The organism is Priestia sp. TSO9 (genome assembly GCF_021029645.1).
GTDB lineage: Bacteria > Bacillota > Bacilli > Bacillales > Bacillaceae_H > Priestia > Priestia megaterium_E.
Genome location: NZ_JAJEKD010000013.1, coordinates 1,110,257 through 1,134,720 on the forward strand (window position 1 = coordinate 1,110,257; position 24,464 = coordinate 1,134,720).

Sequence of the window (24,464 nt, forward strand, 5' to 3'; positions counted from 1 at the left end):
AGGTAAAAAAGCACTTACCTGCTATGAGGTAAGTGCTTTTTATCAGCTCTGATTTAAAACGCGAAGCGTAACTTGCTTTGTTCCGACTTTTACCGTCTCTCCATTTTCGATGGCTTCTTTCACACTGAGACTGTGCAGCAAAAGATTTTCTTGAAGCAGCGTTTCAAACTTCGCGACGGCTTCCTTCACTTCTTCGTCTCCGCTAAGCTCCAAATCAATACGTAAATTCACGGGTAAATCCAGCTTTTTGCGGTAATCTTGAACCGCTCGAATTACTTCACGAGCGACTCTTTCCTGCACGAGTTCTTCGGTTAACGCCGTATCCAACACCGCAGTGTACGTGCCGTTTGATGCAACTGCAAAACCTTCTTTTGGCACTTTTTCAACAAGTACGTCTGCCGTTTCAAGCGTTAGGTTTTCTCCTGAAGCAAGCGTAACACTTAGCTTGCCTTGTTCAACAAACTCTTTCCCTTTCTCTTCTGAAAGGTTTTTCAGCGCTTGGTTGACCTCATTAACTTGTTTCCCAAACTTTGGTCCAGCCTGTTTAAAATCCAGTTTTAATACGTATGAAACAAGTTTGTCGTCGTCTTGCTCCACGTTAAAGTTCTTTACATTAAGCTCATCTTTGATGACATCACGATATGCTTTCCACTCTACATCTTCTTCCGTTACCACAAGCGAAAGACTTTGCAGAGGCTGCTTTACTTTTAACGAATGCGTATTTCGGATGCTTCGGCCTAGTTCCACTACTTGAAGCACCGCTGCCATTTCTTTTTCCAGCTTTTCGTTCACTTTCGTTTGATCACAAACAGGATAGTCTGCTAAATGAACGCTTTTCCCTGTGAGATTTTCATGAACATCATCCGCAACAAACGGCGTAAACGGTGCCAACAGCTGACTAAGCGTCACTAACACTTCATGAAGCGTATCGTAAGCCGCTGCTTTTTCTCCGTGCATCCCTTCTGACCAAAAGCGATCGCGAGAACGTCGTACATACCAGTTGCTTAGCTCTTCAATAAATGCCGCGATTTCACGAGCGGCACTTGTAAATCCGTAATCTTCAAGATGTGCTGTGACGCGCTTGACCGTGCTGTGTAAACGCGAAAGAATCCACTCATCCAATTTTGTTTTTTTCAATTCATACGTTTGCTTCGGGTCATAGCCGTCAAGCTTGGCGTATAACACGTAAAAGCCGTACACGTTCACAAGCGTATCAATCACTTTTGACTTCGCTTCTTGCACGACGCGCTCTGAAAATTTCTTCGGATTCCAAGGTGCACTGTCTGCTAAAAGCGCCCATCTAAGCGCATCAGCACCAAATGTATGAATAAGATCAACAGGGTCCAGCGCATTTCCTTTACTTTTAGACATCTTTTGACCGTTTTCATCTAAGACGTGGCCAAGAGACAAAACGCGCTTATAAGGTGCTTTTCCTGTAAACAGCGTTGAAACTGCCATCAAGCTGTAAAACCAGCCGCGCGTTTGATCAATTCCTTCTGCGATAACGTCTGCTGGAAACTGTTTTTGGAACAGTTCATTATTTTCAAACGGATAGTGATACTGCGCAAACGGCATCGAGCCGCTGTCAAACCAAACGTCAATCACTTCGGGCGTTCGCTTCATTTCTCCGCTGCAGACCGGACACGTTAGCTGCACGTCATCTACATACGGCTTATGAAGTTCAATGCTGTCATCCACGGAATGAGACGCATGTTTCTGAAGCTCTTTGATGCTTTTTGGCGCTACTTGATGCTGACATGCTCCGCATTCCCATACGTTCAGCGGTGTTCCCCAGTAGCGCTTTCTGCTGATGTTCCAGTCCACCATATTTTCTAAAAAGTTGCCAAAGCGGCCGTGCTTGATATGATCCGGGTACCACGTCACGCTTTCATTGTTTTTCAAAAACTGTTCCTTCAACGCCGTCGTTTGGATAAACCAGCTTTCATTTGCGTAATAAAGAAGCGGCGAGTCGCATCGCCAGCAAAACGGATAGCTGTGCTCATGCTTTTCTTTATGATACAGCACGCCTTCATTTGCTAAATGACGAACGATATCAACGTCGCAGTCTTTCACGAAACGTCCTTGAAAAGGCGGCACTTCAGACGTGTACTGTCCTTTTTCATCCACTACGTTCACAAACGAAAAGCCGTTTTCTTTTACGACTCTGTAATCATCTTCACCATATGCAGGTGCTAAATGAACAACACCCGTTCCGCTTTGATCCGTTACGTAATCAGCCGTTACGACTTCATGCCCTTTTTCCACTTTCACAAAATTAAACGGCGGCTCATACGACATCCCTTTTAACTCATTTCCTTTATGTTGAGATAAAACGCTATATTCTCCTTTTAACACTTTGTCTGCGAGCGCTTCTGCCACTATATACACGCTGTCGCCTTGCTCAGCGCGAACGTAGTTCATCTCTTCATGCACCGCAAGCGCCACGTTTGACGGAAGCGTCCAAGGTGTTGTCGTCCACCCTAAAAAATACTCATTATCGCGGTTTTTCACTTTAAATTTCACCGTTACCGTTAAATCTTTTACATCTTTATACCCTTGCGCTACTTCATGTGAACTCAGCGACGTTTGACAGCTCGGGCAGTAAGGTGATACGCGGTGGCCTTTATAAAGAAGTCCTTTTTCATGAATCGTGCCAAGCACGTTCCATACGCTTTCAATATATGAATTCTCCAAGGTGATGTAAGGGTCTTCCATATCAACCCAATAGCCAAGCTGCTCCGTGAACGTGCGCCACTGCTTTTCATACACAAACACACTTTCCTTACACTTGTTGATAAAAGCTTCTACGCCGTATTTTTCAATGTCATGCTTCCCTGAAATTCCGAGCTGCTTTTCGACACCGAGCTCTACCGGCAGTCCGTGCGTATCCCAGCCTGCTTTTCGAATTACTTGATGCCCCGCCATCGTCTTATAACGAGCCACCACGTCTTTAATGGTCCGGCCTAGCGCGTGCCCCACGTGAGGCAAACCGTTTGCTGTAGGAGGCCCTTCATAAAATACAAATGACGGATGCCCTTCCCTGTTTTGAACCGACTGCTGAAACACATTTCTCTTTTGCCACTGCTGCTGGATACGCTTTTCGCGCTCTTGCGAAGACTCCCTTACATTCACTTCTTTCATGTGATACCACTCCTTTTAAAGTTAAAAGCACACAAAGAAACCCGTCCCTATGACTAGGGACGGGTTTTAACCGCGGTACCACCCTGGCTTCTATTGATCCGTTCATCAATAGCACTCAGCAACGTACAATCATACGCGTTCTTTTTAACGGTAGACTACCGTTCAAACTTACTTATCGTTCAGTTTGACTTCTCAGAGAGGATATTCCCCTGCAGCTTGAACACTGGCTTTCAGCTATCACCAGCTCTCTGTGGAACAAACTTGCAGCGTACTGATTCTCTTCAACGAATTTGTGTGCTTTTATTAGTAGCTATTGTATGCGGTTTGGAAGGGAATGTCAATGTTTATGAAATTTGTGTATGTTTCTCCGTATAACGTAGCCATCTATTGATAAAATAACTGCTTACCACTGTTTGCTTCCTTTTTCACGCTCTCAGGAAAAGGCAATGTACACAAAAAACCACCTCATTTAAGGTGGGTATTATTTGCATCTACCACTTGAAAGATGATCTTTAAAACCAGTTAATAAACGGCGGGATGCTTTGAGGGAAATGAAATAGATTACATGGATCATATGCTCGTTTCACTTCTCGAAGCTTTTTAAAATTCTCTCCATAATACGCCGTTGGCCAATCTCTGATGAGCCGGTCCGGCCAGTTCACATAATCTCCAGTTGTATATCTCGATAAAGCATTTCTTAACTCTTCAATCCATCGAATGTTTGCTCGCTCTTCTGAAGGATGGCTCCATGTAGCAAGGTACTCCTGTGCGATAACAGCATCTCTATAATAGAAGGCCGTTTCATTAGAGGCAACTTCTTCCACTGCTCCCCCAAGAGACTGGTGCCAAATACTAGATTTTTCATTCGGAGCATTTTCTAAAAAATGCTTCATTGTTAAAATAGCGTCTTTTGGAAAAGGTTTATTAAGAAAAGAACCTGACCTTTTTCGAGGGGCGGGTTGGTTTCCGCTCGGATCGTCAAAAAATTGTACAGCTTCAATATATGAAACTTCCTTTATTACTACTTTTTTAGGACACCCAACATCTATTAAAGGCTGCAGAAGCTCCTTTAACTTGAATGATGAACCAACAAACTCACCTTGAGCAATAATCTGATTCGCTTCTTTCGACTTTAACTCAATCTCCGAAGTTAAGCGCTTATCGGTATTTGTGGCCCAGTGCTGCCATGCATCAAAAGCAGCTTCAAAATCTTCCCATTCCCATGTAATTGAAAAGATTGACACCTTTGAGACAGGCTGCACCTTGAATGTAAGAGACGTAACAATACCAAAGTTTCCGCCCCCGCCTCCACAACAAGCCCAAAAGAGATCACTGTTGCGATTTTTATTTGCCTTAATGAGTTCAACTTCTCTCTGTTCATTTACGATGACCATTTCAACTTCAACCAAATTATCACAGGTAAGCCCAAACAACCTTGATAACATGCCAATTCCTCCGCCAAGCACAAGGCCTACAAGACCAACACTGCTTTCCGTACCTGCAGGGATAGTCGTTCCTTTTTTCCATAATTCATTATATACTTTCCCTAGATTAGCCCCTGCTTCTATTTTCGCTGTCATGCTTTTACTGTCGATCTTGATTCTATCCATTTCACTGACATCAATCACTAATCCACCGTTTACCAGTGAAAAATTTTCATAGCTATGCCTGCCGCTTCTTATTCGAAATGAGACATGATTTTCCTTTACCCACTTCAATGCATTTACTACATCGTTTGTATTCTGACAAAATACAATTATTCTCGGAAATTTAGGTACACCTAAATTATTATTTGTTCTAGCCTGATCATATTCCGCATCATCAGGTGTAACGATTCGTCCAGTAAGCTTTGTTTCCTCCACGATATAACCCCTTTCTTAATACAGATAAGATGCTATATCCTATGAATTTTCTTCAGAAAAGACACACAGTTTAAAGGGGATAAATAGAGAGTAGAAAACTTACTGGAGGGTTTCTGGACAAGTATGCTCATTTATTTTTGATGCATCAACTCTCTTGTTGTAGATAAGTTTTCAATTGAACAAATTTTTGCTGTCGTTTAAAATTTTCCTGGCGGCGTTGTAAACTACATAAATTGAAGTACTTTTATTTCCAGTTAAATTATTTAAACGTGCTACATCGCTGATTTTTTTCATTTGAGTATAGGGCAATTTATATTCTTAAAATGAATGATTCGTCTTTTCAGAAATGAACCTTCTTAATTATATCTGCCTAAAAAACCATTGGTTAAAAGCTTAGCCAACGGTTTTTTAGGGTTCTTTATTTTATCTATTATTCAGATATCGTATCATGCTAGATCAATATAGTACCTATCATCCTCCACCATCTTCTTCAAAAACTCTTCTAAAGAATCGGCAATTTTTATATCATCATAATAAATGGGATTATGCGGTTCTTCACTTATTTCTATCAGCAGCAGCGCACTTTCATTAGCTTCAAAAAATAGTAATTTGTCCTCTTCTAAATCTTCGTAAAGTTCGATATCAGGGTAAAATTCAAAATTGTTTACTTTTAATCTAGCGTCTCTGATTGAAGAAAGCCCCATGATGCGGTTTATATTATAGTCAGACCCCTGAAGGAAGCCACACCCCTCCTCTAACAGAAACTTCCTCACCTTAAAAAGGAAACTTTAAGCCTAATTTCACTCATTGGGAATTTCATACAATATAACCATTTTCCCCTCTTGATTTAATATCCTTAGATACCAAATATAATAAAATAGTCACTAATATTTACTTTTTAGTAGTATTATAAGCTAAATTATTATGATAAGATTTTAATGATAACTGTTTTGATTGTTATTTTATATTAAACAAAGGTGGTTTCCATGAAAGAAGTTAAAAGAAAAGAGCTTGAGCTACTAGCAAGGGTTTGTAAACAAAATGATATTCCTTTAAAGTTAGCTAGCCAATTAATTCGTTCAGCAGAAAAATTATCCTATGAAAATGTTAGTCAAAGTGTGAGAACTAAAGAATATCAAGATTTAATCGATTTTCATACTAAAAATAATTAATAAGGTGAGGTTTAATGTTACTTAAAAAGTTGATTTTCGACAATTATAAAACCTACTATGGTCTGCAAGAAATTGACCTCTACATACCGGAGAAAGTCCGGGAGGAAAAAAGTCAAAATATTATTCTACTAGGCGGACTAAATGGAGCCGGTAAAACTACTATACTTAAGGCTATTCTTTATATTTTATTCGGCCAACGAGGAATTTCTCAAGTAGAGTATAAAAGATTGTTTTCTAATACTATCAATAATTCCTTCTTTAATGAAGGTGGACGTGAATGCTCTATTTCTTTAATTTTAGAAACAGATTCCGGTGAAGAATGGAATTTGAAAGTTAAATGGTATTTTGATCAATCTAAAAGAATGGGGCATGAAGAAAGAGAGCTTGAGGTTAAAAAACAAGGTTCAAGCATTCCAAAGCGTGCGCGTATTGATAACATCGAGGTATTTAATAAATTCATAGATAGAATTATTCCTTATCACGCTGCACCTTTCTTTATTTTTGATGGAGAAGAAATTAAGGATATTATTCTAAGACAAAATAGTGATGAAATGAAAGAAGCTATTCAAAAAATAACGGGCATGGAGGCTTATAAACATCTATTAATTGACCTCCGCTCTCTTAAAGCATCTCTTGAAAATAAATTAGCTAAATCCGTCAGTCGAACGAAACTTAATAATGTCCAAAGAGAAGCCGAAGAATTGGAAGGTACAATCACAATACTGGAAAATAAGAAACAAAAATTTCTAACTGATATTCAACGATATAAAAAACTGATCAGTGAGGCTCACGAGAAACGCAATGCGAAAATTTCACAAAACTCAAAATCTCGCGAAGTCATTGTAAAGAACCAAGCTCGCGTAGCCACCCAACTCGACCTGTGTGTCAAACAACTTGATGATTTTCTTCAAGAGAACATAGTAAATATTCTTTTACGTGATAAAATCCTTAAGTTAAAAAAGCAGCTTAAAGCAGAAAATGAAGTTCACCATAAAAAGGTGCTACAAAATGCTTCTTTATCTCCTTATCGACGTTTCATTGATCAATTACTTAACAAAAGTATTACTCCAGCTTTAACAGAAGACCAACTAGAACAAATAAAAAACATTGGTCAAGAAATCTGGATTAAGGAAAATGATATACAACAAACTGTACCTTCTGACTTTCAAGAAATACATGATATATCGAATAATGATTATAGTTATTTAATGAATCTTGCTATTAAAGATAAAAATCCAGTAGTAGAGTTAATTAATAAAATCGAAAAGTTACAGCAAGAATTAGATAAATTAGAATCGGATATCCGTAATGCACCAGAAGCAGTAAATATCGAAGAAGAAAATGAAAGAATTGATCTTTTAGTCGAAAAATCAGGAGAAATCAACACTAAATTTAAAGCTTTAAACCGTAGATTAAATAATGCTTTGGAAGAAAAAACCAAGCTATTAAATAGTCTTAGTAGACTATCCAACCAAGATGAAAACTTAGAAGAAGTGCAAAGACGCTACATCCATGTAGAGCGTATAATTAAAGGAATGGAACAATATGTTTCAGAACTTATAACTATGAAAGCAACATATATTAAAGAAGAATTCTCAACTATGTTACATCGATTATTTAGAAAACAAGATGAATTTGGAAAAATAGAATTTGACATTAATACGTATACTATTCGCCTTTATAATGATCGTATGCAGGAAATTAGTATTCAAGACAGATCAGCGGGTGAAATGCAGATGATTGCTTCTGCTCTAATATGGGCCTTGACAAAAGCATCGGATTTATCTTTACCTGTGGTTATTGATACACCGCTGGGACGACTTGATAGCTATCATAGAAATCATTTAATTAATCATTACTATAAAGAACTAAGTGAACAAGTTATTATTCTTTCTACTGATACAGAAATCACACAAGAATATGTGACGTTAATGGAAAAGAATTCTTATAAACAATATATGTTAGATTATGATGAAAATAAGAAATATACTGTCATCAGAGACGGTTATTTCAATTTTGTAAAAGGGTGATATAGTGTCTAATCGAAGAATGCTATTATCTGAGGAAGGAAAACAAATATTAGACAGAGTTGTAGATTCCTTAGAATGCGAAAGACCTATGGCTGTAAAAATAGCTCTAGCTAAAGGAATCTCAATTTCAGAAGGACCAGTTTCGGAGCAATACTCTCCCGGAAAGAATAAGTGGACCATACCGGATAATATTATTAAAGATAAGGAATTTCTATTATTTAAGCATCTAATTATTAATGAAGTGAGTACACCTCTAACAGATGACGATTTACACAAACATATGCTAGCCTTTATTGAAAAAGGATTAAGAAAGTTAGAAGACGATTTAGAAAATAAAACTTCAATGGAAGATTTCAGATTACGCATCATATAAAAAAAACCACCTCAAAGGTGGTTTTTTTTACGTTCTTTCTGATAGTGGACTAATATCTACTACTGTCACTGTAGGATGAGATAGTTCTCCGTTTTCTTTTAGAATAGGACCATGAACAATACATTGCCCTTTTCTTAATGAAGCTAATTTGTGTTCCCAATGCTTTTTCTCATGATTATCTTTAGATAAGCTAGCTGCAATGTGCGATAATTCTTGCTCTGGAGGTGAGAAATAAATTTTTTGAGATGAATTTTGTAATCTTGCTAATTCATCAGCATCTAACTGTGATTTTAAGAATTGAGTCGCATACCATGCTGACCAACCAAATTTTCTTCCTTCTGTCAGCACTCTAGCAGAAGGTGATTTTTCGGTATGATCAAGATTCTGCGCTTCATCCATAATCACGGGCATAGGTGTATTCTTATTACCGTACCTCACAGAATAATTCCATAAATCCCAAAGGATAAATTCAGTGATGATTAATTGAACATCCCGAGGGAACCCGGTAAGTTGAATTACATAAACCTCACCCTCACTATGAATAATATCTTTCCAATTAATCACATTGTCGTTACTGAATGGATTACGATCAATCAAAGGTCTAATCTGTGATAGTGCTGTTTTAGCATAATTTGATCCATCCTCTTCAAGAAGTTCTTTTAGCTTTACTAAGCTCATTTGCTCATCATAAAGCTCTAAACCTTTTAGAATTGCTTCGTATATTGCATTTTGTTGTTGAATACCTAACGAACTATAAACAGCCGCAAAAACACTTTTAATTCGTTCTGCTACATCAGTGTTGGATTCCGGTAACTGAATTCCTCCGATATCCCGAGTATTCTTTTGAAATGGATTTATTGGAAGTTTTTCACTGTAAACAATTTTTTGTTTTAATTTGTGTCCCAGATAGTCCACAAACTCAGGTTCTAATTGATTAGGTAAAAAGCCTTCGGTATAGTCAATAACGATACTAGAAATTCCCAGCTTAGCTTTCTCTAACAATAAACATTGCATAAAATAAGTTTTACCTTGACCTGACTTACCAGAAATTAATAAATGTCTATTGGCAAGGCCTTTATTACCATATTCCCAATAGATTTCTCGATTAGAATTTTCCGCTTTACCAATCTTAATTCTTGCCTGTTCTAAGGAAGGATAATTAGTTATTTCTTCGGTTGGATTCGTAGATAACTTCCCTTCATACCTAGACCGAGAACCCTCTTTATGCAGAGAATTTTCATGTTCATCAAGATTCTCAATAATTACCGTGTCTGGTTTCTCGGTTTCATAAGATCCTAAATTTTCACTAACAGCCGCATAGTCCTTATGTTCTTGAAGGGGGCTACTTTTTTCTACCGTTGGAAAGACATCCGATTGAGCACTTTCATCCATTGAAGATTTATGCTCCCCTCCTAGTTTATAACGAGACGATAGCATATCTTCTTTAATAAAATCGCTTGATTCGAACTGAATCCAATGCTGCATTTCTTTAATTGGAAAGACTAGACCCTCATACCCATCTTTTTCCGTGAGGTTTAATAGTAAGACATCGTCTTCTAATTGAGCGCTTCTATGAAAAGCATCTTTTTGGAATGAGAGTATGGCGCTGTTCCCTATATAATTTTTCAGACTATTAGACACTAAGTAATCATCTTTTAATAATCTTTCAATAACTTCATCTGATAGACTATATTCTTTCTCTTTCCAAAAACCACTTTGTGTCAGCTTTTGAGCATTAGAAATGAATAGCTGAGCAAAGAAGTTACGATAAAACTTACTCGTAAATGTATCTTCAGCTCGCTTAGTTAAAGTTTCAATAAACAATTGGTTTGTTTTTTGAACTTGGTGTCGTGCTTTTTCTAATACTTCTCCTTTATTTATTCCAATCTTGACTTCAATAGGATAAAAATGAAGTGAAATATCCCCTTCTCTATTTTCTAAACCTATTAATAATAAATCATCGCTATGACTTCCTTTAACTCCAAGGTTTTTAGCGGTAAATACCCCATCAGATTTATTCAAACTAACAGCTCCAGCAACCCTTAATACCTCTTCGAGAGAAATAGGAACCCAAAGAATATCTGGATGATCAAAATAAGATACAGAATATTTGATAGCAGAAATAATACTTAATTTTTCTCGATCATAATGACCTTTACTTCCTATGATCCTTAATAGCCACTCACCGTTAAATGTATTAAAAGCTTTAATTGTAGCAAGGACATTTTCCTCTGTGCCTTCTACACCTTTTTGCTTAAGAAACTCTTTAATTACAGCATAATATTGGTTTGTTTTATCAGTCACAGTTATAGCATCATATCGACTTGAAGAAGAGTATTGATCGTTATAATGAATCACAACTAGCTCGTCCTCATAATCATGAAAAAATTCCAAATCAATTAATGGATCTACAAATGTTACCCAATAAGATGATTTAAAAATCTTTTTCAATGTTTCCTCATCCGCTGTAGTTGTTCTTGAAAAAATAGCTTCTCCTTTTCTATAACTATCATTACCGCCATTTCGCAAGTTCGCCGCTAATTCATTTAAATAGTAAGCTGTGCTTGTTAAGTAATTTTGAGGATCGATACTGTATGCTTTTGTGCCAAATCCACTTCTATAGGTCTCCTCATCCTTCATTGACGGTACGCTTGAGTAAAGGCCTTCAATAGCAATCCCTGACGTCATGCCATTAAGTGGCTGTACTGCATGGTTCTCTTGAGCATGCATTTTATAAAAGGAGATATGAGCATATCTTAATTCTTCCTGAAGTTCCTGCTTATAAAAGAACAGTTTTTCTCTTATTGTTCTTAAGATATCATCCGAGTCTACATTTTTTGATTTAAGTTTAATGTCAAAAAGATATTCAAATTGCTCAATGGTTTCAGTTCTAGCATATAAATCAAAATAACTCTCTATATGCTCTTCTTTATAAAGAGTAACTTCTACCGGTTTTAAGCTTTCAGTACCTTCTTTATCAATTTCTTTAATCATCCACTGTAATATTCCACGAATAACCTCTTTATCATTGGCAATATTAATTACATTAATTTGAAGAGGTGCTTGAGATTTCTTAATAAACAAATAAGAGAAATGCTCTTTAAATTGTGTGATTTTTTCGTTCACAACCTTAGCTAAATACTGATTAGCAGCTGAAACAGATACTTTATTAACCGGTTTGAACATCAACCATTCCATAGCTGCTTGTTGATAATCCGGCTTAAACAATGTTTCCGATTCATCATATAAAAATGGAATAAGTCCATTTGGATTTAATCTATTTAAAATACTGTTATCTAGCTCTTCTGAATCCAATAACTCAAACATTTTCAGCTTAAATGCAACCATTATTGGATGAAATGGCGTAAAATATAACATTCCATTTGATTGAATAGTACCTAACTTAAATAAATCTTTTCCTTTACGTCCTGCGGGAGATCCATTTTCAAATTTGTTGATTTCCTTCTGATATTCCTTTATATAATCGATTGCACGCTTCTCGTAATCATCAGTAACCGTACATAAACTAGGAATTGACTTTCGAATCTTAAAATATGTTAAAAATCTACTATAAGCTTCTCTTAAGTCATCACTCAGTTTTAATTCTCTATTATTAAGCAGCCGGTCCGATTCATGAGTTGCATACTTTAACCCATTTTTAACCCATTCATCTTCCCATTTGAAGTAGTCTCGATATTCAGAGTGAAAGTAAAATTCTCTGTTCTCTAAAACCAAACGGTTATTTTTTTTGAACCATTGAATATCTTTACCAGTTTCCCTGATAAGCTTCCAAATTCGTTGACCAGTAATCGGCATAGACTCAGGCAATTCATTTTTTAAGAGGAGGGGAATAAGCGATTCTTCAAATTTTATATTAAGGCTTAATTCATCCTCATCATTAAAAGCCTCTGGTAATGGAGTAACAACCAATTTTTGATCTTGAGAGGTAATAATTGTTTGATTGTCCTCTGTTACTTCTACTTTCTGTATATCTATTTTATCTCCAAAGCTCAATTCATCTTCTTCGAATTGTAGCTCTATATAACCACCATTTGGATCAATTAAATATTTGGACTTATAACTATCCAAATAGATAGGCTCAACTGGTAAAACAGCAATAAAAAACTCTGCACCTAACGCTGCTTTGTTGTCATGTTTGTAAGAAAATCTCGTGAAGGTTGTGGCATCCTTTTCAAGCTTTATTTTAGCAAAAATATTAGTTTGCTTAACTTCAACTGTGAGGTTCTTAGAAAAAGCATTAGGCACTTTAAGGAATTCAGAGCTTAAACTTTTTACGTTACCCTCTAAACTAAAAGAAGCTTGTAATTCAATTTCCTCTTTACCTTCAGGATTAAAAATTATAATATGTCTTTTTCTTTTACCTGAAGTGGATTCTTTATACGGCTTATCCCAAGGTTTAATCGTATGGTTAACCTTTAAGCCTATTAAATCTACTTTTTTCTTCTTATTAAGTTTTCTATAATCTTCGTTAAATTTATAGACTCTAGAGAACGGTAATTCTCGCCACTCTTCTTTAATTAGCTCGTTGGCACCTTCTGGTGAAAATTGTTTTTCTAATTCTTCTTTATTAAGACCGAAATCATGCACTTTTCTTACATAATCAAAAAGATCTCTATTCTCTCTTAGACGATCTCTTTGTTCTTTACCATTAAATTTATCTAGGTCAGCATCTTTAAAAAGTCCAAATTTATGGTAATCCGTGTCATCGATAGAACCTTTTTGTAAAGTAGCAAAAATATCCTCAAACTCGAAAAAAGTGATTTGTTGAAAAGATTGTTCTTTCACTAAATTATTTAGATTGTCTAATAAAATAATTTGATCAACTTTTTCCAAACTTCTATTTTCAATCTCATTTCTCAAATTATTAAATAACGAAGCTGGATGTAAAGGCATTCCTTCTTTTTGTAAATCACTACTTCCACCTTGAATGGAATCTAATTGCTCAGAAACAATGCTAATCAAAGCGGAGTTTTCCCAAACTCCTTTTTGCTCTCCAACTAAGTTCCTTAATGTAACAAGAAAATCAGGCTTAACGTCTTTTGAAGTACATGCTACTACTAAGTTAATTTCATGGAAAGGAATAGAAAATGTTTCATATTCCTCTCCCAACTCATGTTTATATCTAAAAGGTTTAGTTCCTTCTAGTATTTTCAGCGCTTCAACTAAATGAAAAACATCCGTTCCACTATCTAGTTGTAAGTAAAACCGATCTCCTTTTTTAATTCCTGCTTTTTTAAAATATTCTACTAAGAGCGTAGAAATATAATTATAAAATTGGTTTGACATATTGTGCATCTCCACTATCACTTTTTTTATCCAAAATGTTAAGGTCATCAAATAAGCTTATAATCTCTTTTTTAGAGTAACGGTCAAATGCTACTCCTCTTTTTTCTAGTTCTTTAAACAAATCATTTAAAGGAATTCTTTTATCTTTTACCGAAACAGCTGTTAACAAAAGTAGAAAATCATGCTTAATATTAAATACCTGTCCATAACTTCCTCGGGTCTTTAAAAACTGGTTAGCACCTAAATCACCTATGTTTTCACCGAACTTCTTAGCAACATCTGTGCTTATACCTTCTTTTACGCAATTAAACAGTAATTGAAAAGCTTCTGGAAGGCTTTGAGCAGCTTTATTCTCATGAGACGGAAGCTTTCTTAATTCTAGATAGTCCTTGATCCATTGATTAACTTCGCTTAAAAAAGCAGCTTCATACTCCTCACCTTTACTCTCTATTAGATCGTAAAGTTTACGATATGGCATGAACTCAAGTATGTCATCATGCTCTTCCACATTATTCAGTGAATTATGACTAAGTTGAGAAATAGTATGAATATGAGGAAATAGATTAATAGATTTTTCTTTTACATATTTAAAACCCTCTAACTCACCAGTAGCTTTTCTTCTTCTACTCATAGATTCCCATTCTAACGCGAAATAAAGAGGTTGCACCATTTCCATATCAGCAGTGGTAAATTGCTCGAATTTCACAATTAATTGACACGCATACATAAACACATAATAATGTGTTAATAAAGGAAATGAAGTTAAAAAATAATCCTTATATTTACTTAGATACAAGATATCCTCTTGGTAAATACGTGTAAACTCACCTAAAAGAGGCTGATATTGTTTAACTGTTTTATTTTTCGCCTGATTTTGGGGATTCTTTGAAGATTCTTCTACTCCATTCAACTTATCAAGAATTAACTCCGTTAATATATCTTCTGACTCTTTATTATTGAAAATAGCCTTAATTTCAGGATTATCTTTAACAAAAGTTTCGCTCATAAACTGACCATATTTTCCAAATTCATTTTTCAATTTCTTTTCGATTTCTATATAATTAAATAAAAACGGATGAATAGGTTTAATATCTTCCTGATTAAATAGATATTGATCTAAAAATCGCACAAAATCATGGGAATCATCTTCATTGTTATAATCTACATTACTTGCAATATGTTCACTTAACTCATTACTTTCTGCAGACGTCACAAATTCCTTATCTTTAAAGGCCTTATTGCTTAGCTTTATCTCACAAATATTTCGTATATATTCTCCAAGAACTTTATTGAATTGTCCTCTAATTTCTTTTGTTCTTTTAGACAAAAAAGGTAACACATCTAGCACGTTACCAGTATCATGCTTTTTTTTGGTTTCGAAGAGATGATTTAAATACTCTCTTTCCAAGGTTTGAACCATTTTACTTACTCCCTTTCAAATACAAATGAACCAAAAGTATCACGCTTGATTGTATAAAATTTATTATCCTGAGGGAAATGAACAAGCATTTCCTTTTTCTTCATTCCAAACGCCATAAGCTTTTCAATAAATTCAACAAACTTTATTGCATCTTCTTCATTCTTTTTGTTTGGACAGTATCCATCTTGGACTTTCGTTAACAACTGATACAATGGAAAATCAATATCTAGGAAGATATTATTTTTTTCATCATTATCGTTATAAGCAAGTGTAATAAAGGACTTAAAAGATTCGATTACCTCTCCTTTATTCGGCTTTAAATGACTAATAGAAGGATTCAATTCTAGCTTTTGTGCTAGACGGTACTTTTCAGAAGGTTTATCTAAATATATATAGCCTTTCATTGGACTACCTTTCCATTTAAAAATAGCTGTTTCAATCTCCCCATAAAACCCTTTTATTTTTCTCATATCTCCCACGTTAAAATAATAAAGGCTTCTAAGGAATTTTGAATAGCTTTGATCAGCAATATTAGCGGAAAATTTTTCATTTGTTAAAAACGTAACTCTAATAAACGTTTCAAAAAACAAATTAAAAGAATAGTCCGTTAAATTATCTTTAGATATAAAAGGTTTAAACCAGCCTTTCGATGTTTCAGCATAAACATAATTTTCAATTAGAGTATCCCAATCATTTAAGGTATTAAGCTCTACTACTAACTGATCAATAAACACAGAGCGACGGTGAATAGGGTCTAATTGACTTAGAGATTGAAGAATTATAGAACGCTCTTTTCGATTAAATAGAAGGTTCGGTAAAGAGAATTCTAAAACGTCAAATTCAGACATCAGTTCTATGTTTTGAATGTTATCTGGAATTAAGATATCAGCGATAAAATTCAGGAAAGCTCGAGCTGAGATAACTAGTTTTTTTCTAACGATTGTCTGAATAACTAATTGTACAATTTGTTCTTGAACAAATTTATTTTGTAAAAACTCATAGTTTTTGTGAACCATGTTATGAAGCCCATTTTTTTTATCTTCTTCTAGTGCTAAATAAAACGGATTTTCATCTGAAGAATCGCAAATTTTTCTTATTAAAGAAGAATAAAAAGTCGAATTGGGCCCTTTTTCAGTTAATTCATACGAATGGTAATCACCAAAGCTTAGTAAATCGAAATTCTCATTGCTGAAGTAAGTAGTTACATTTTGAGAAAACAACTCACTATTATCCACAAACTCCCTTAATGTCTCATAGGAATATTCTTTGTGTTTTGTATTAATAAAGTTGTGTAACACTCCCATATTAATTGCTAGTATTACTTTTTGCGTCGAGTGTTCAATTTTTTGATCTGAAAAGCTATTCAATGCTTCTTCCAAAGTCTCCATTGCATCTTTATTAGGCGAAAAGCTTTCAGTAGCATCATTAAAAATTGTATAATCTTTTATTAAATCTGGCTTCTTTTCTTTAAGATATGCTAGTAAGTGAGACTTTCCGTCCCCTACACTACCACATAACAAAATTAAATTGCCTGTTTCTCTACTTTCATTACGTTCTAATATATTTTCTAAATCCAATTGAATATTGCGATCTACGTGCATATAGTCCTTAAAGATACTAAAATTATTTGCATTCTCGATTGCTTCTTGCGACGAATCTTTTAATCTCTTTAGCTCTCTTACTAAGTAGCTCTGTCCTGGCTCTAAATCTTTATTTAAAATTGAAGAGGTAGAGTTATCTTCTTCTTGAGAAGACACAGGGTCATTTACTAAGAGGGGTTCTTCTACTCCTGATAATTCTTCTTTTTGCGCCATCTTTAATCCTTCAGGACCAAAAAGGCTCATAATTTGTTTCTTTACAATATCTTCAATGTTTTCTTGTTGAGGAGGTTTAGGATTCTCGTATAAAGGCACTTTTAATTGTTCTAATGAATACACCTCATAAAACCAAACTCCAATTTTGTACATTTCTCTATGTAGTTTAAAAGCTTCTGTAATGTCATTAAATTGGCCATCATGAGCAGCTTTATTGCCTGACAAGCGAATTGTATCGAATGATCTCTGAATATCTCTTTCAATATACCCTTCTCTCGTTAAGTACAAAATCTTTTCATACAAAGAATTGACGTAAGGTTCTTGTATTTTCTCCTGCTTAAATACTTCACTAAGAATTGCTTCAGCGAATAATCTAGCTTTTACAATTGAACTACTTGGATCTTCATATATTAATTCTTGCATCTTCTTGGCATTTTGAGCTGCTACAGGATTTATATCTTCTAAGAAGCTTAAAAAAAAGACCTCTTGGGAACTCATTTGTCAATCATCTCCGGTTACTATAATCATTTTCCATTTCATTTTAATTTTAACATATATTATATCTATTTTCTTTATGCTGGACCAATATGTTTATTTACACAAAAAACAATCTAATTAGAAAATTAGAAATACAGAAAATCGAACCTCCATTCGGTTTTTTTCATTGTATCTTTGAATTAATTAATTTATAATCAAATTATATTTTACGTACGTAATAAGGAGGTTTGATTATGGACTCGACATTCACTTATAATTTCCCTTCTATTAGAGGTGTCCAAGCAGGAAAAGAATATTTTGTAGCTATGTGCCCTTTACGAATTATTCCAAAGATTTTTCTTTTTGATGAAGAAGAAATTCCACCTGAATACAGATCTCAAAGGATTTTAAACAAATCTAGAATTCCAGAAATGACAAATTACATAGTGGAAAATCAAAAAGATTATGTATTTTCCTCCATCACAGCGTCTATAGATGGTGAAATTAAGTTTCAGCCATATAATGAGGACCCTTCATCCAAAGACTTAGGACAGTTGCAAATTTCATTGGATGCAAGGTTTTTGATTAATGACGGGCAGCATCGAAGAGCAGCTATTGAAGAAGCATTAAAAATATCTCCCGAACTTGGCAACGAAACTATATCTGTAGTTTTTTTCCACGATGAAGGGTTAAAAAAATCCCAACAAATTTTTTCTGATTTAAATAGGCATGCTGTAAATACTACTTCTTCTATCGGTATTCTTTATGATTATCGAGATCGTTTGTCTCTTATTACTAAAGATGTTGTAACCACTACGCCTTTATTAAATAGATATACAGATAAAGAAAGAGTATCACTGTCCAAGAATTCACCCAAGATACTGGCTTTAAATCACATTTTTAATACAAACCTAAAGCTAGTTGGAAAATCTAAAGGTGATGAAATAACTCATGAGGAAGAAGAGTTTTTGAAGCAATTTTGGTTAGTTTTGTGTGATTCTATTGTAGAATGGAACATGGTTTTTGAAAAACAACTGACTCCTCGTGAATTAAGAGCAAACTTTATTGTGGGACATGGCGTATTTGTTGAAGCAGTTGGTTTAGTCGGACAATATCTACGAAAGCATCACCCCAAAGACTGGGAGAGTTACGTTAAAAAGCTATCAAATATAGATTGGAATAGAAGTAATACAAACGATTGGTTGGGACGTGCATTTAATCAAAATGGTCGTATTCAAAAGACTTCCTCTACCATTCAATTAACTTCTAATAAAATTAAGCAATTGATTAGTTTACCGCTAAGTGATGCTGAACAATCATTAGAAAATAAATTTTTTCAAGGAGTAGTTTAATTATGAGTAATGGCATCATTAGTAATCTTTTATCAAAACAAGTGCCTTTTATTGACGAAGCAAAAGAAAGCATAAAAAAAGCTTATAAGGAAGATGACCGCCCTTGGGTAGTAGGATATAGTGGTGGTAAAGATTCCACAGTTGTAGTTCAGTTAGTATTTGAGGCTCTAAGTGAAATGCCTAAAGAGGAATTGCACAAAAAAGTATATGTAATTTCTTCCGATACATTAGTGGAAACACCTTTAATTATAAATTCGATTAATCAAACTCTTAGAAGAATTCAAGATGAAGCTTTAAGTAGAGATTTACCAGTTGAAACACACAAAGTAAAACCAGTTTTTGAACAGTCATTCTGGGTCAATATTATTGGTAAAGGCTACCCTTCACCAAATCAAAAATTCAGATGGTGTACAGATCGATTAAAAATTGATCCTGCTAATCAGTTTATTATGGACAAAGTATCTTCTTTTGGAGAAGTAATCATGGTATTAGGTGTACGTGAAGATGAAAGTGCTACACGTGGTAATGTAATTCGTTCTCATACCGTCGAAGGAAAGACTTTCATGAGACACTCTACGTTATCAAACGCATATGTGTACGCTCCTATTAGGAGCTTTACCCTTGATGATGTATGGAATTATTTACTTAACCATCCATCTCCATGGGGAGATGACAACCATGAGCTTCACAGATTGTATCAAGATTCCAATAGTGGCGAATGCCCTCTTGTAATTGATAAATCTATTAAAGAAAGTGCTGGCTCTTGTGGAAACAGTAGATTTGGTTGCTGGGTATGTACAGTCGTTAACGAAGATAAAGCTTTGAGCGGCTTTATTCAAAGTGGTCATGACTGGATGAAACCCTTACTTGACTTTAGAAATTGGCTATCTGCTATCAGAGATGATCGAACTAGAAGAATGAAGTATAGAATGAATGGTCATACCTACTTTAAAGATGTAAAGATTGTAGATATTGATGATGTACCACATGTACTAATTCCAAAGAAATCCGGTAGACCTAAACAACACATTCCATTAGACCAATATACTGTTGTACCAAAAGAAGAATTAAAAAATTATCTTTTTACTAACAACATTGATTTAAGTGCACCTCAAGATTACAAAATACTAGTCACGTATCAAGAAGAAACATTAGATGGTGAAATGGTGACAAAGCATGCTCAACTTGGTTTAGGGCCTTTTACATTAGAAGCACGACAAGAGATTCTTAGAAAACTTTTAGAAGTTCAAAAAAACTTAAAGCACCCTGATGACCCTCATTATGAACTTATAAGTATTGAAGAGTTAAAAGCAATTCGGAAAATTTGGTTCAAACATGGAGATTGGGAAGATCAAGTTCCAAAAATCTTTGAAGAAATTATGGGTTATTCTTTAGACTGGGAAATTGATGACCGTCCACTATTTGATAAGGAACAAATATCCGACCTAGAACTACTATGTGATCAATTTAAAGTTGATATTAAAGTAATTAAACAATTGATCTCTATTGAAAAAGACTTTTCTGGCTATAAAGTTAGAAGAGGTTTAATGGATGAAATAGGTAAAGCATTAAAACAAGATTATTTACATCTGTAATAGGAGAAAATGAGGTTTAAACATGATTATAAATGAAATTCAACTAACTAACATCGGCGCCTATAAAGAGACCAATTCATTTAACCTTCGACCGGAGAATGGAAAGAATGTTATTTTAATCGGTGGAGAAAACGGTGCAGGTAAAACTACCCTCTTGAATGCAATAAAGCTGGGTTTGTTTGGTTCTTATGGTTATGGCTTTAAAACGGAAAATGCTGAATACTTTAAAAGAGTTCAAAGCATTCTTAACCATAATGCGAAAAAAAATAATGAAAATAATTTTAGAATTAAATTGGATTTCTCTTTAATAGATAATTTCGAAAAGACCGATTATGTATTACGTCGACACTGGAAATTCTCCAATAATAATTTAAAAGAAACACTCGATTTATCAGCAAACGGAAAGTATTTATCAGAGTATGAAAAAGAAATTTTTCAGTCAAAACTAAAAGAGATCATGCCTCCTCAGCTATTAGATTTATGTTTATTTGATGGTGAGGAAATAGCTAGAATTGTGAACGAAGATTTATTATCTGAATACCTTCAAAACTTATCTAAAGTAGTATTTAACCTGGATTTATTCGAAATACTTGAAAACGATTTGGAAAGCTATTCTAATCAATCTGTAGATGTTAGAAAAATGGAAGAGTCTGAGCAAACTCTCTATGATTCAAATCTTCGTGAAAAAGAACTTAGAAAGAAAATTGTTTCGGCCATTTCTGATTTAAAGGAGCTCAACCTAAAAAAGGATGCGCTTAATGATGAATATCAGCAGCTTAAAGATGCTTTTGAGAAGTATGGTGGCCTTGTAAAATCTGAGAGAGATCAGATTGTTAAGCAAATGAACAGCCTTGAAAACATTAGGAAGCAAAACTTAGAAAAGATTAAAGGTTTTGTTGCTAATCTCCTTCCTTTTTATCTGACAAAAGGACTTCTCACAGATGCTAGACAACAAATTCAGAATGAGGAATCATTACAATTATTTAAACAGTTAGATACAAAATTAACAGATGATAAAATTAGCGATGTTCTTCATTCTCTTAATGGTTCTTTTGAAGATAATGCAGGTGAAACTTTAAAAGCTCACCTTTTAAAATTAGTAAAGCCTGAAAAAGAGATCAGCTCAGTTCATGGAGCTTCCTTTTCTGAAAGTAGCTTAATTGAAAATATGTTTCTAACTATTTCAGGTACTGCTCACCAAGAATGTCTCGACATTATTAAAGACAATAAAGAAAAGTTAACTGAACTCCAAAAGCTAAGAGAAAGATTAAAAATTAATGATACAACCAATGAATTTAGTGATATGATTCAGCGCATGGAGACTACTCAACAAGCTATTTTAAAATTAGAAGATGAGCTAAACTCTCGTGAATCGCAATTAGAAGACTGGAAATCAGAACTAGAAGTCATAACGTCTACCATCGATAAGATCCAAGGTACGTTAAAAGACAGTGAAAAAACAAAAAGTTCATTTATTGAATCACAAAAAATTATTACATTAAGTCGACGTTTCCGAGAAATTCAGTTAAAGAAAAAGTTACAGCAAGTTCAAATCGAAGCAACTACTATGCTGAAGAGAATCTTGCGAAAACATAACTATATCTCTTCTATTGTTATTGATCACAAGACATACGATGTGTCCTTACTAGATTCTCAAAAGGATTATGTTGAAAAGTCCACACTATCGGCTGGCGAAAAAGAAATTTTACTTATTTCAATTATTTGGGCTATATTTAAATGCTCGGGTAGAAAAGTACCTTTTATCTTTGATACTTTACTAGGAAGATTAGATAAAACCCATAAAGCCGCAGTATTAAAAGAATTCATTCCTAACTGTGGAAGACAAGCTATTATTCTTTCAACTGATACTGAAATTGATGAAAATAACTACAAGATTTTAGAAGATAGTGTAACTAAAGAATATATGCTTGAATTTAACGTAGAAAGAAAAGAAACGCAGATTTTAAATCAATATTTCCCTTTTAGACAAACGGGGGTGAACCTATGAATTTCCGATTAAAAACTTCAAAAGAAACAGGAGATAGATTAGTATCTCTTCAGGCTACAACAGGGTTAACATGGAATATTCTGTCCCGAATCGCCCTTGCTCTTTCTTTAAGAGATCCATCGATGCCAAATTTAGTAGAAAATAAATCTGGCGTGGATATTAACCGAAATGCCATGACCGGAGAAAATGATTATATTTACAAAGCCTTAATTAGACAACATGCTCAAAGAAACGTTACGGATGAAGAATACTTCCCCGATCTTTTTAATGCACATTTAGAGCGTGGCATTGTTTTGCTGGATAACGAATACAAACATGCTAGAAACTACGAAAAGCTTCTCCAAAACTTATTAAAAATGGAAGGATAGGTGATACTGATGCTTTATTTAGACAATAGTGCAACTACACAGATTCATCCTGAAGTTAAAGAAGCTATGCTCCCCTACTTAATGGAGGAATTCGGTAATCCGTCAAGTAAGTATTATTCTGTCGCTGAGAATGCTAAAAATGCGGTTAAAGAAGCAAGACACTCTCTTGCCTCTTTAATTGGCGCTCACGACTCTGAAATTATATTTACTAGCGGCTCAACTGAAAGTAATAATATGGTTATTAAAGGCGTGGCAGATTATTATTCTAACCACGGTAAACATATCATCACTAGTAAAGTAGAACATCCCTCTATATTAGAAACATGCAAGTACTTAGAAGAAAAAGGCTTTGAAGTTACTTACCTTGATGTAGATCAGTACGGGAGAATTGACTTAGCAGACTTTGAACAGCAATTGCGAGATGACACAATTTTAGTATCGCTAATTTGGGGAAATAACGAACTAGGTTCTTTAAATGACATGGAATCGATTTCCGAATTATGTCGTAAAAGAAACATCTTCTTACACACGGATGCAACTCAAATAGTTGGTAAAATTGAAATGAATTTATCGGCTTATCCTGGAATTACTTTTCTATCATGCTCAGGTCATAAATTCCATGGACCTAAAGGTATCGGTGCTACTTTTATCCGTAGAGATCAATATGATATTTTAACAAAAATTACCCCTCTTCTCCATGGAGGCGGGCAAGAACAAGGAATCCGAAGCGGTACGTTAGCTGTTCACAATATCGTTGGCTTAGGAAAAGCAGCAGAAATTGCAGAAAAGAATTTAAAGAAAAACATTAAGAAGTTAGAAGACATGGAATCTTATGTTTCGTTAATTTTAAAAGATAAATTTAACGATCAAATTGTTTTCAATCATGATACTAATCATAAGATACCAGGAGTTTTGAGCGTTCAATTTAAAGGAGCAAATAACGAACTTTTAGTGAAAAATTTAGCTCCAGTAATGGCTGTGTCTACAGGTTCAGCGTGTAGTTCTAGCAAGCCTTCTCACGTACTTGCTGCTATCGGACTTTCGATTGATCAGGTTAGATCAACCGTTAGGTTTTCGTTGTCTAGCTTTATTGATAAAAAAGATTTAGAGATATTTAAAGAACTGTAAGAGGTTAAGCCTTACAGTTCTTTTATGTTTATAGTATACAATAATTTATAGTTATCTGGTAACCTAATCACTTTCTCTTTCCCAGTATTATATAATACTATATAAATTTTCATTAACATTCAGTCTAGTTAGATTCGCATATTATTCATAAAAAATAACTTCTAAGCGTTTTATGATTCCTCCCACATCATTCATCAGCTTGAATTCTTCCTTTAAAGTAACTTCTCTATATTTACATCCCGAAGTTTCACAGTATAATTTTTCTGGATCTCAAGTAAATATTTATTGCTATTGAATATTACACAATTTATAGCGTTAGAATATATCTCCGTTCTAAAAATACACCTTTTTAGTAACATTTATCTCAATGAAAAGCATCAGCTCAGGATTGTCCAGTTGTTTTCATTTGTTAGATTC

General features: G+C 34.5%; 14 protein-coding genes and 1 other annotated feature. Of the genes, 8 read left to right on the forward strand and 6 right to left on the reverse strand.

Annotated features, from left to right (window positions below; all coding sequences use genetic code 11):
- Positions 1 to 42: 42 nt before the first annotated feature.
- From ileS to LJC66_RS13915, 3 genes are all read right to left on the reverse strand, one after another.
- Positions 43 to 3,141, reverse strand: coding sequence for an isoleucine--tRNA ligase (ileS, locus tag LJC66_RS13905; RefSeq protein ID WP_230932780.1), 3,099 nt, complete (start codon positions 3,139 to 3,141; stop codon positions 43 to 45).
- Positions 3,142 to 3,193: 52 nt separating this feature from the next.
- Positions 3,194 to 3,435, reverse strand: a binding site (T-box leader).
- 218 nt (positions 3,436 to 3,653) lie between these two features.
- On the reverse strand, positions 3,654 to 5,003 hold the full coding sequence (locus tag LJC66_RS13910; protein WP_230932781.1) for an FAD-binding oxidoreductase: 1,350 nt from the start codon (positions 5,001 to 5,003) through the stop codon (positions 3,654 to 3,656).
- Between the two features lie 446 nt (positions 5,004 to 5,449).
- Positions 5,450 to 5,776 (reverse strand): SMI1/KNR4 family protein, encoded by a 327-nt coding sequence (locus tag LJC66_RS13915; protein WP_230932782.1) that lies wholly within the window; start codon positions 5,774 to 5,776, stop codon positions 5,450 to 5,452.
- A 213-nt stretch (positions 5,777 to 5,989) separates the two neighbouring features.
- Between LJC66_RS13915 and LJC66_RS13920 the strand changes: the two genes are divergently transcribed.
- From LJC66_RS13920 to LJC66_RS13930, 3 genes are read left to right on the forward strand one after another with little or no spacing between them, the layout of a single operon-like run.
- Positions 5,990 to 6,175 (forward strand): DNA modification system-associated small protein, encoded by a 186-nt coding sequence (locus LJC66_RS13920; RefSeq protein ID WP_195696806.1) that lies wholly within the window; start codon positions 5,990 to 5,992, stop codon positions 6,173 to 6,175.
- 14 nt (positions 6,176 to 6,189) lie between these two features.
- Positions 6,190 to 8,205, forward strand: a complete 2,016-nt coding sequence (gene dndD, locus LJC66_RS13925) for a DNA sulfur modification protein DndD (protein ID WP_195696805.1) — start codon at positions 6,190 to 6,192, stop codon at positions 8,203 to 8,205.
- A gap of 4 nt (positions 8,206 to 8,209) precedes the next feature.
- Complete coding sequence (locus LJC66_RS13930; RefSeq protein ID WP_154990532.1) at positions 8,210 to 8,578, forward strand: hypothetical protein; 369 nt, start codon at positions 8,210 to 8,212, stop codon at positions 8,576 to 8,578.
- Between the two features lie 27 nt (positions 8,579 to 8,605).
- On the opposite strand, the gene dptH is transcribed toward LJC66_RS13930, so the two are convergent.
- Genes dptH through dptF form a run of 3 tightly spaced genes read right to left on the reverse strand, consistent with a single transcriptional unit; the run spans position 8,606 to position 17,617 of the window.
- On the reverse strand, positions 8,606 to 13,885 hold the full coding sequence (dptH, locus tag LJC66_RS13935) for a DNA phosphorothioation-dependent restriction protein DptH (protein ID WP_195696804.1): 5,280 nt from the start codon (positions 13,883 to 13,885) through the stop codon (positions 8,606 to 8,608).
- Positions 13,866 to 15,305 carry a DNA phosphorothioation-dependent restriction protein DptG gene (dptG, locus tag LJC66_RS13940; protein ID WP_195696803.1) on the reverse strand — a complete coding sequence of 480 codons (1,440 nt, stop codon included), beginning with the start codon at positions 15,303 to 15,305 and terminating at the stop codon, positions 13,866 to 13,868. The genes dptH and dptG overlap by 20 nt, the downstream gene beginning before the upstream one ends.
- A 5-nt stretch (positions 15,306 to 15,310) precedes the next feature.
- Positions 15,311 to 17,617, reverse strand: a complete 2,307-nt coding sequence (gene dptF, locus LJC66_RS13945) for a DNA phosphorothioation-dependent restriction protein DptF (RefSeq protein ID WP_195696802.1) — start codon at positions 17,615 to 17,617, stop codon at positions 15,311 to 15,313.
- A gap of 233 nt (positions 17,618 to 17,850) precedes the next feature.
- Between dptF and dndB the strand changes: the two genes are divergently transcribed.
- From dndB to LJC66_RS13970, 5 genes are read left to right on the forward strand one after another with little or no spacing between them, the layout of a single operon-like run.
- Positions 17,851 to 18,948 carry a DNA sulfur modification protein DndB gene (gene dndB, locus LJC66_RS13950; protein WP_033579258.1) on the forward strand — a complete coding sequence of 366 codons (1,098 nt, stop codon included), beginning with the start codon at positions 17,851 to 17,853 and terminating at the stop codon, positions 18,946 to 18,948.
- Between the two features lie 2 nt (positions 18,949 to 18,950).
- Positions 18,951 to 20,543, forward strand: coding sequence for a DNA phosphorothioation system sulfurtransferase DndC (gene dndC / locus LJC66_RS13955; RefSeq protein ID WP_033579259.1), 1,593 nt, complete (start codon positions 18,951 to 18,953; stop codon positions 20,541 to 20,543).
- A 22-nt stretch (positions 20,544 to 20,565) separates the two neighbouring features.
- Positions 20,566 to 22,551 carry a DNA sulfur modification protein DndD gene (gene dndD, locus LJC66_RS13960; RefSeq protein ID WP_176343926.1) on the forward strand — a complete coding sequence of 662 codons (1,986 nt, stop codon included), beginning with the start codon at positions 20,566 to 20,568 and terminating at the stop codon, positions 22,549 to 22,551.
- Positions 22,548 to 22,919 carry a DNA sulfur modification protein DndE gene (dndE, locus tag LJC66_RS13965; RefSeq protein ID WP_033579261.1) on the forward strand — a complete coding sequence of 124 codons (372 nt, stop codon included), beginning with the start codon at positions 22,548 to 22,550 and terminating at the stop codon, positions 22,917 to 22,919. The genes dndD (LJC66_RS13960) and dndE overlap by 4 nt, the downstream gene beginning before the upstream one ends.
- 9 nt (positions 22,920 to 22,928) lie before the next feature.
- Complete coding sequence (locus LJC66_RS13970; protein WP_154990523.1) at positions 22,929 to 24,047, forward strand: cysteine desulfurase family protein; 1,119 nt, start codon at positions 22,929 to 22,931, stop codon at positions 24,045 to 24,047.
- Positions 24,048 to 24,464: the final 417 nt, after the last annotated feature.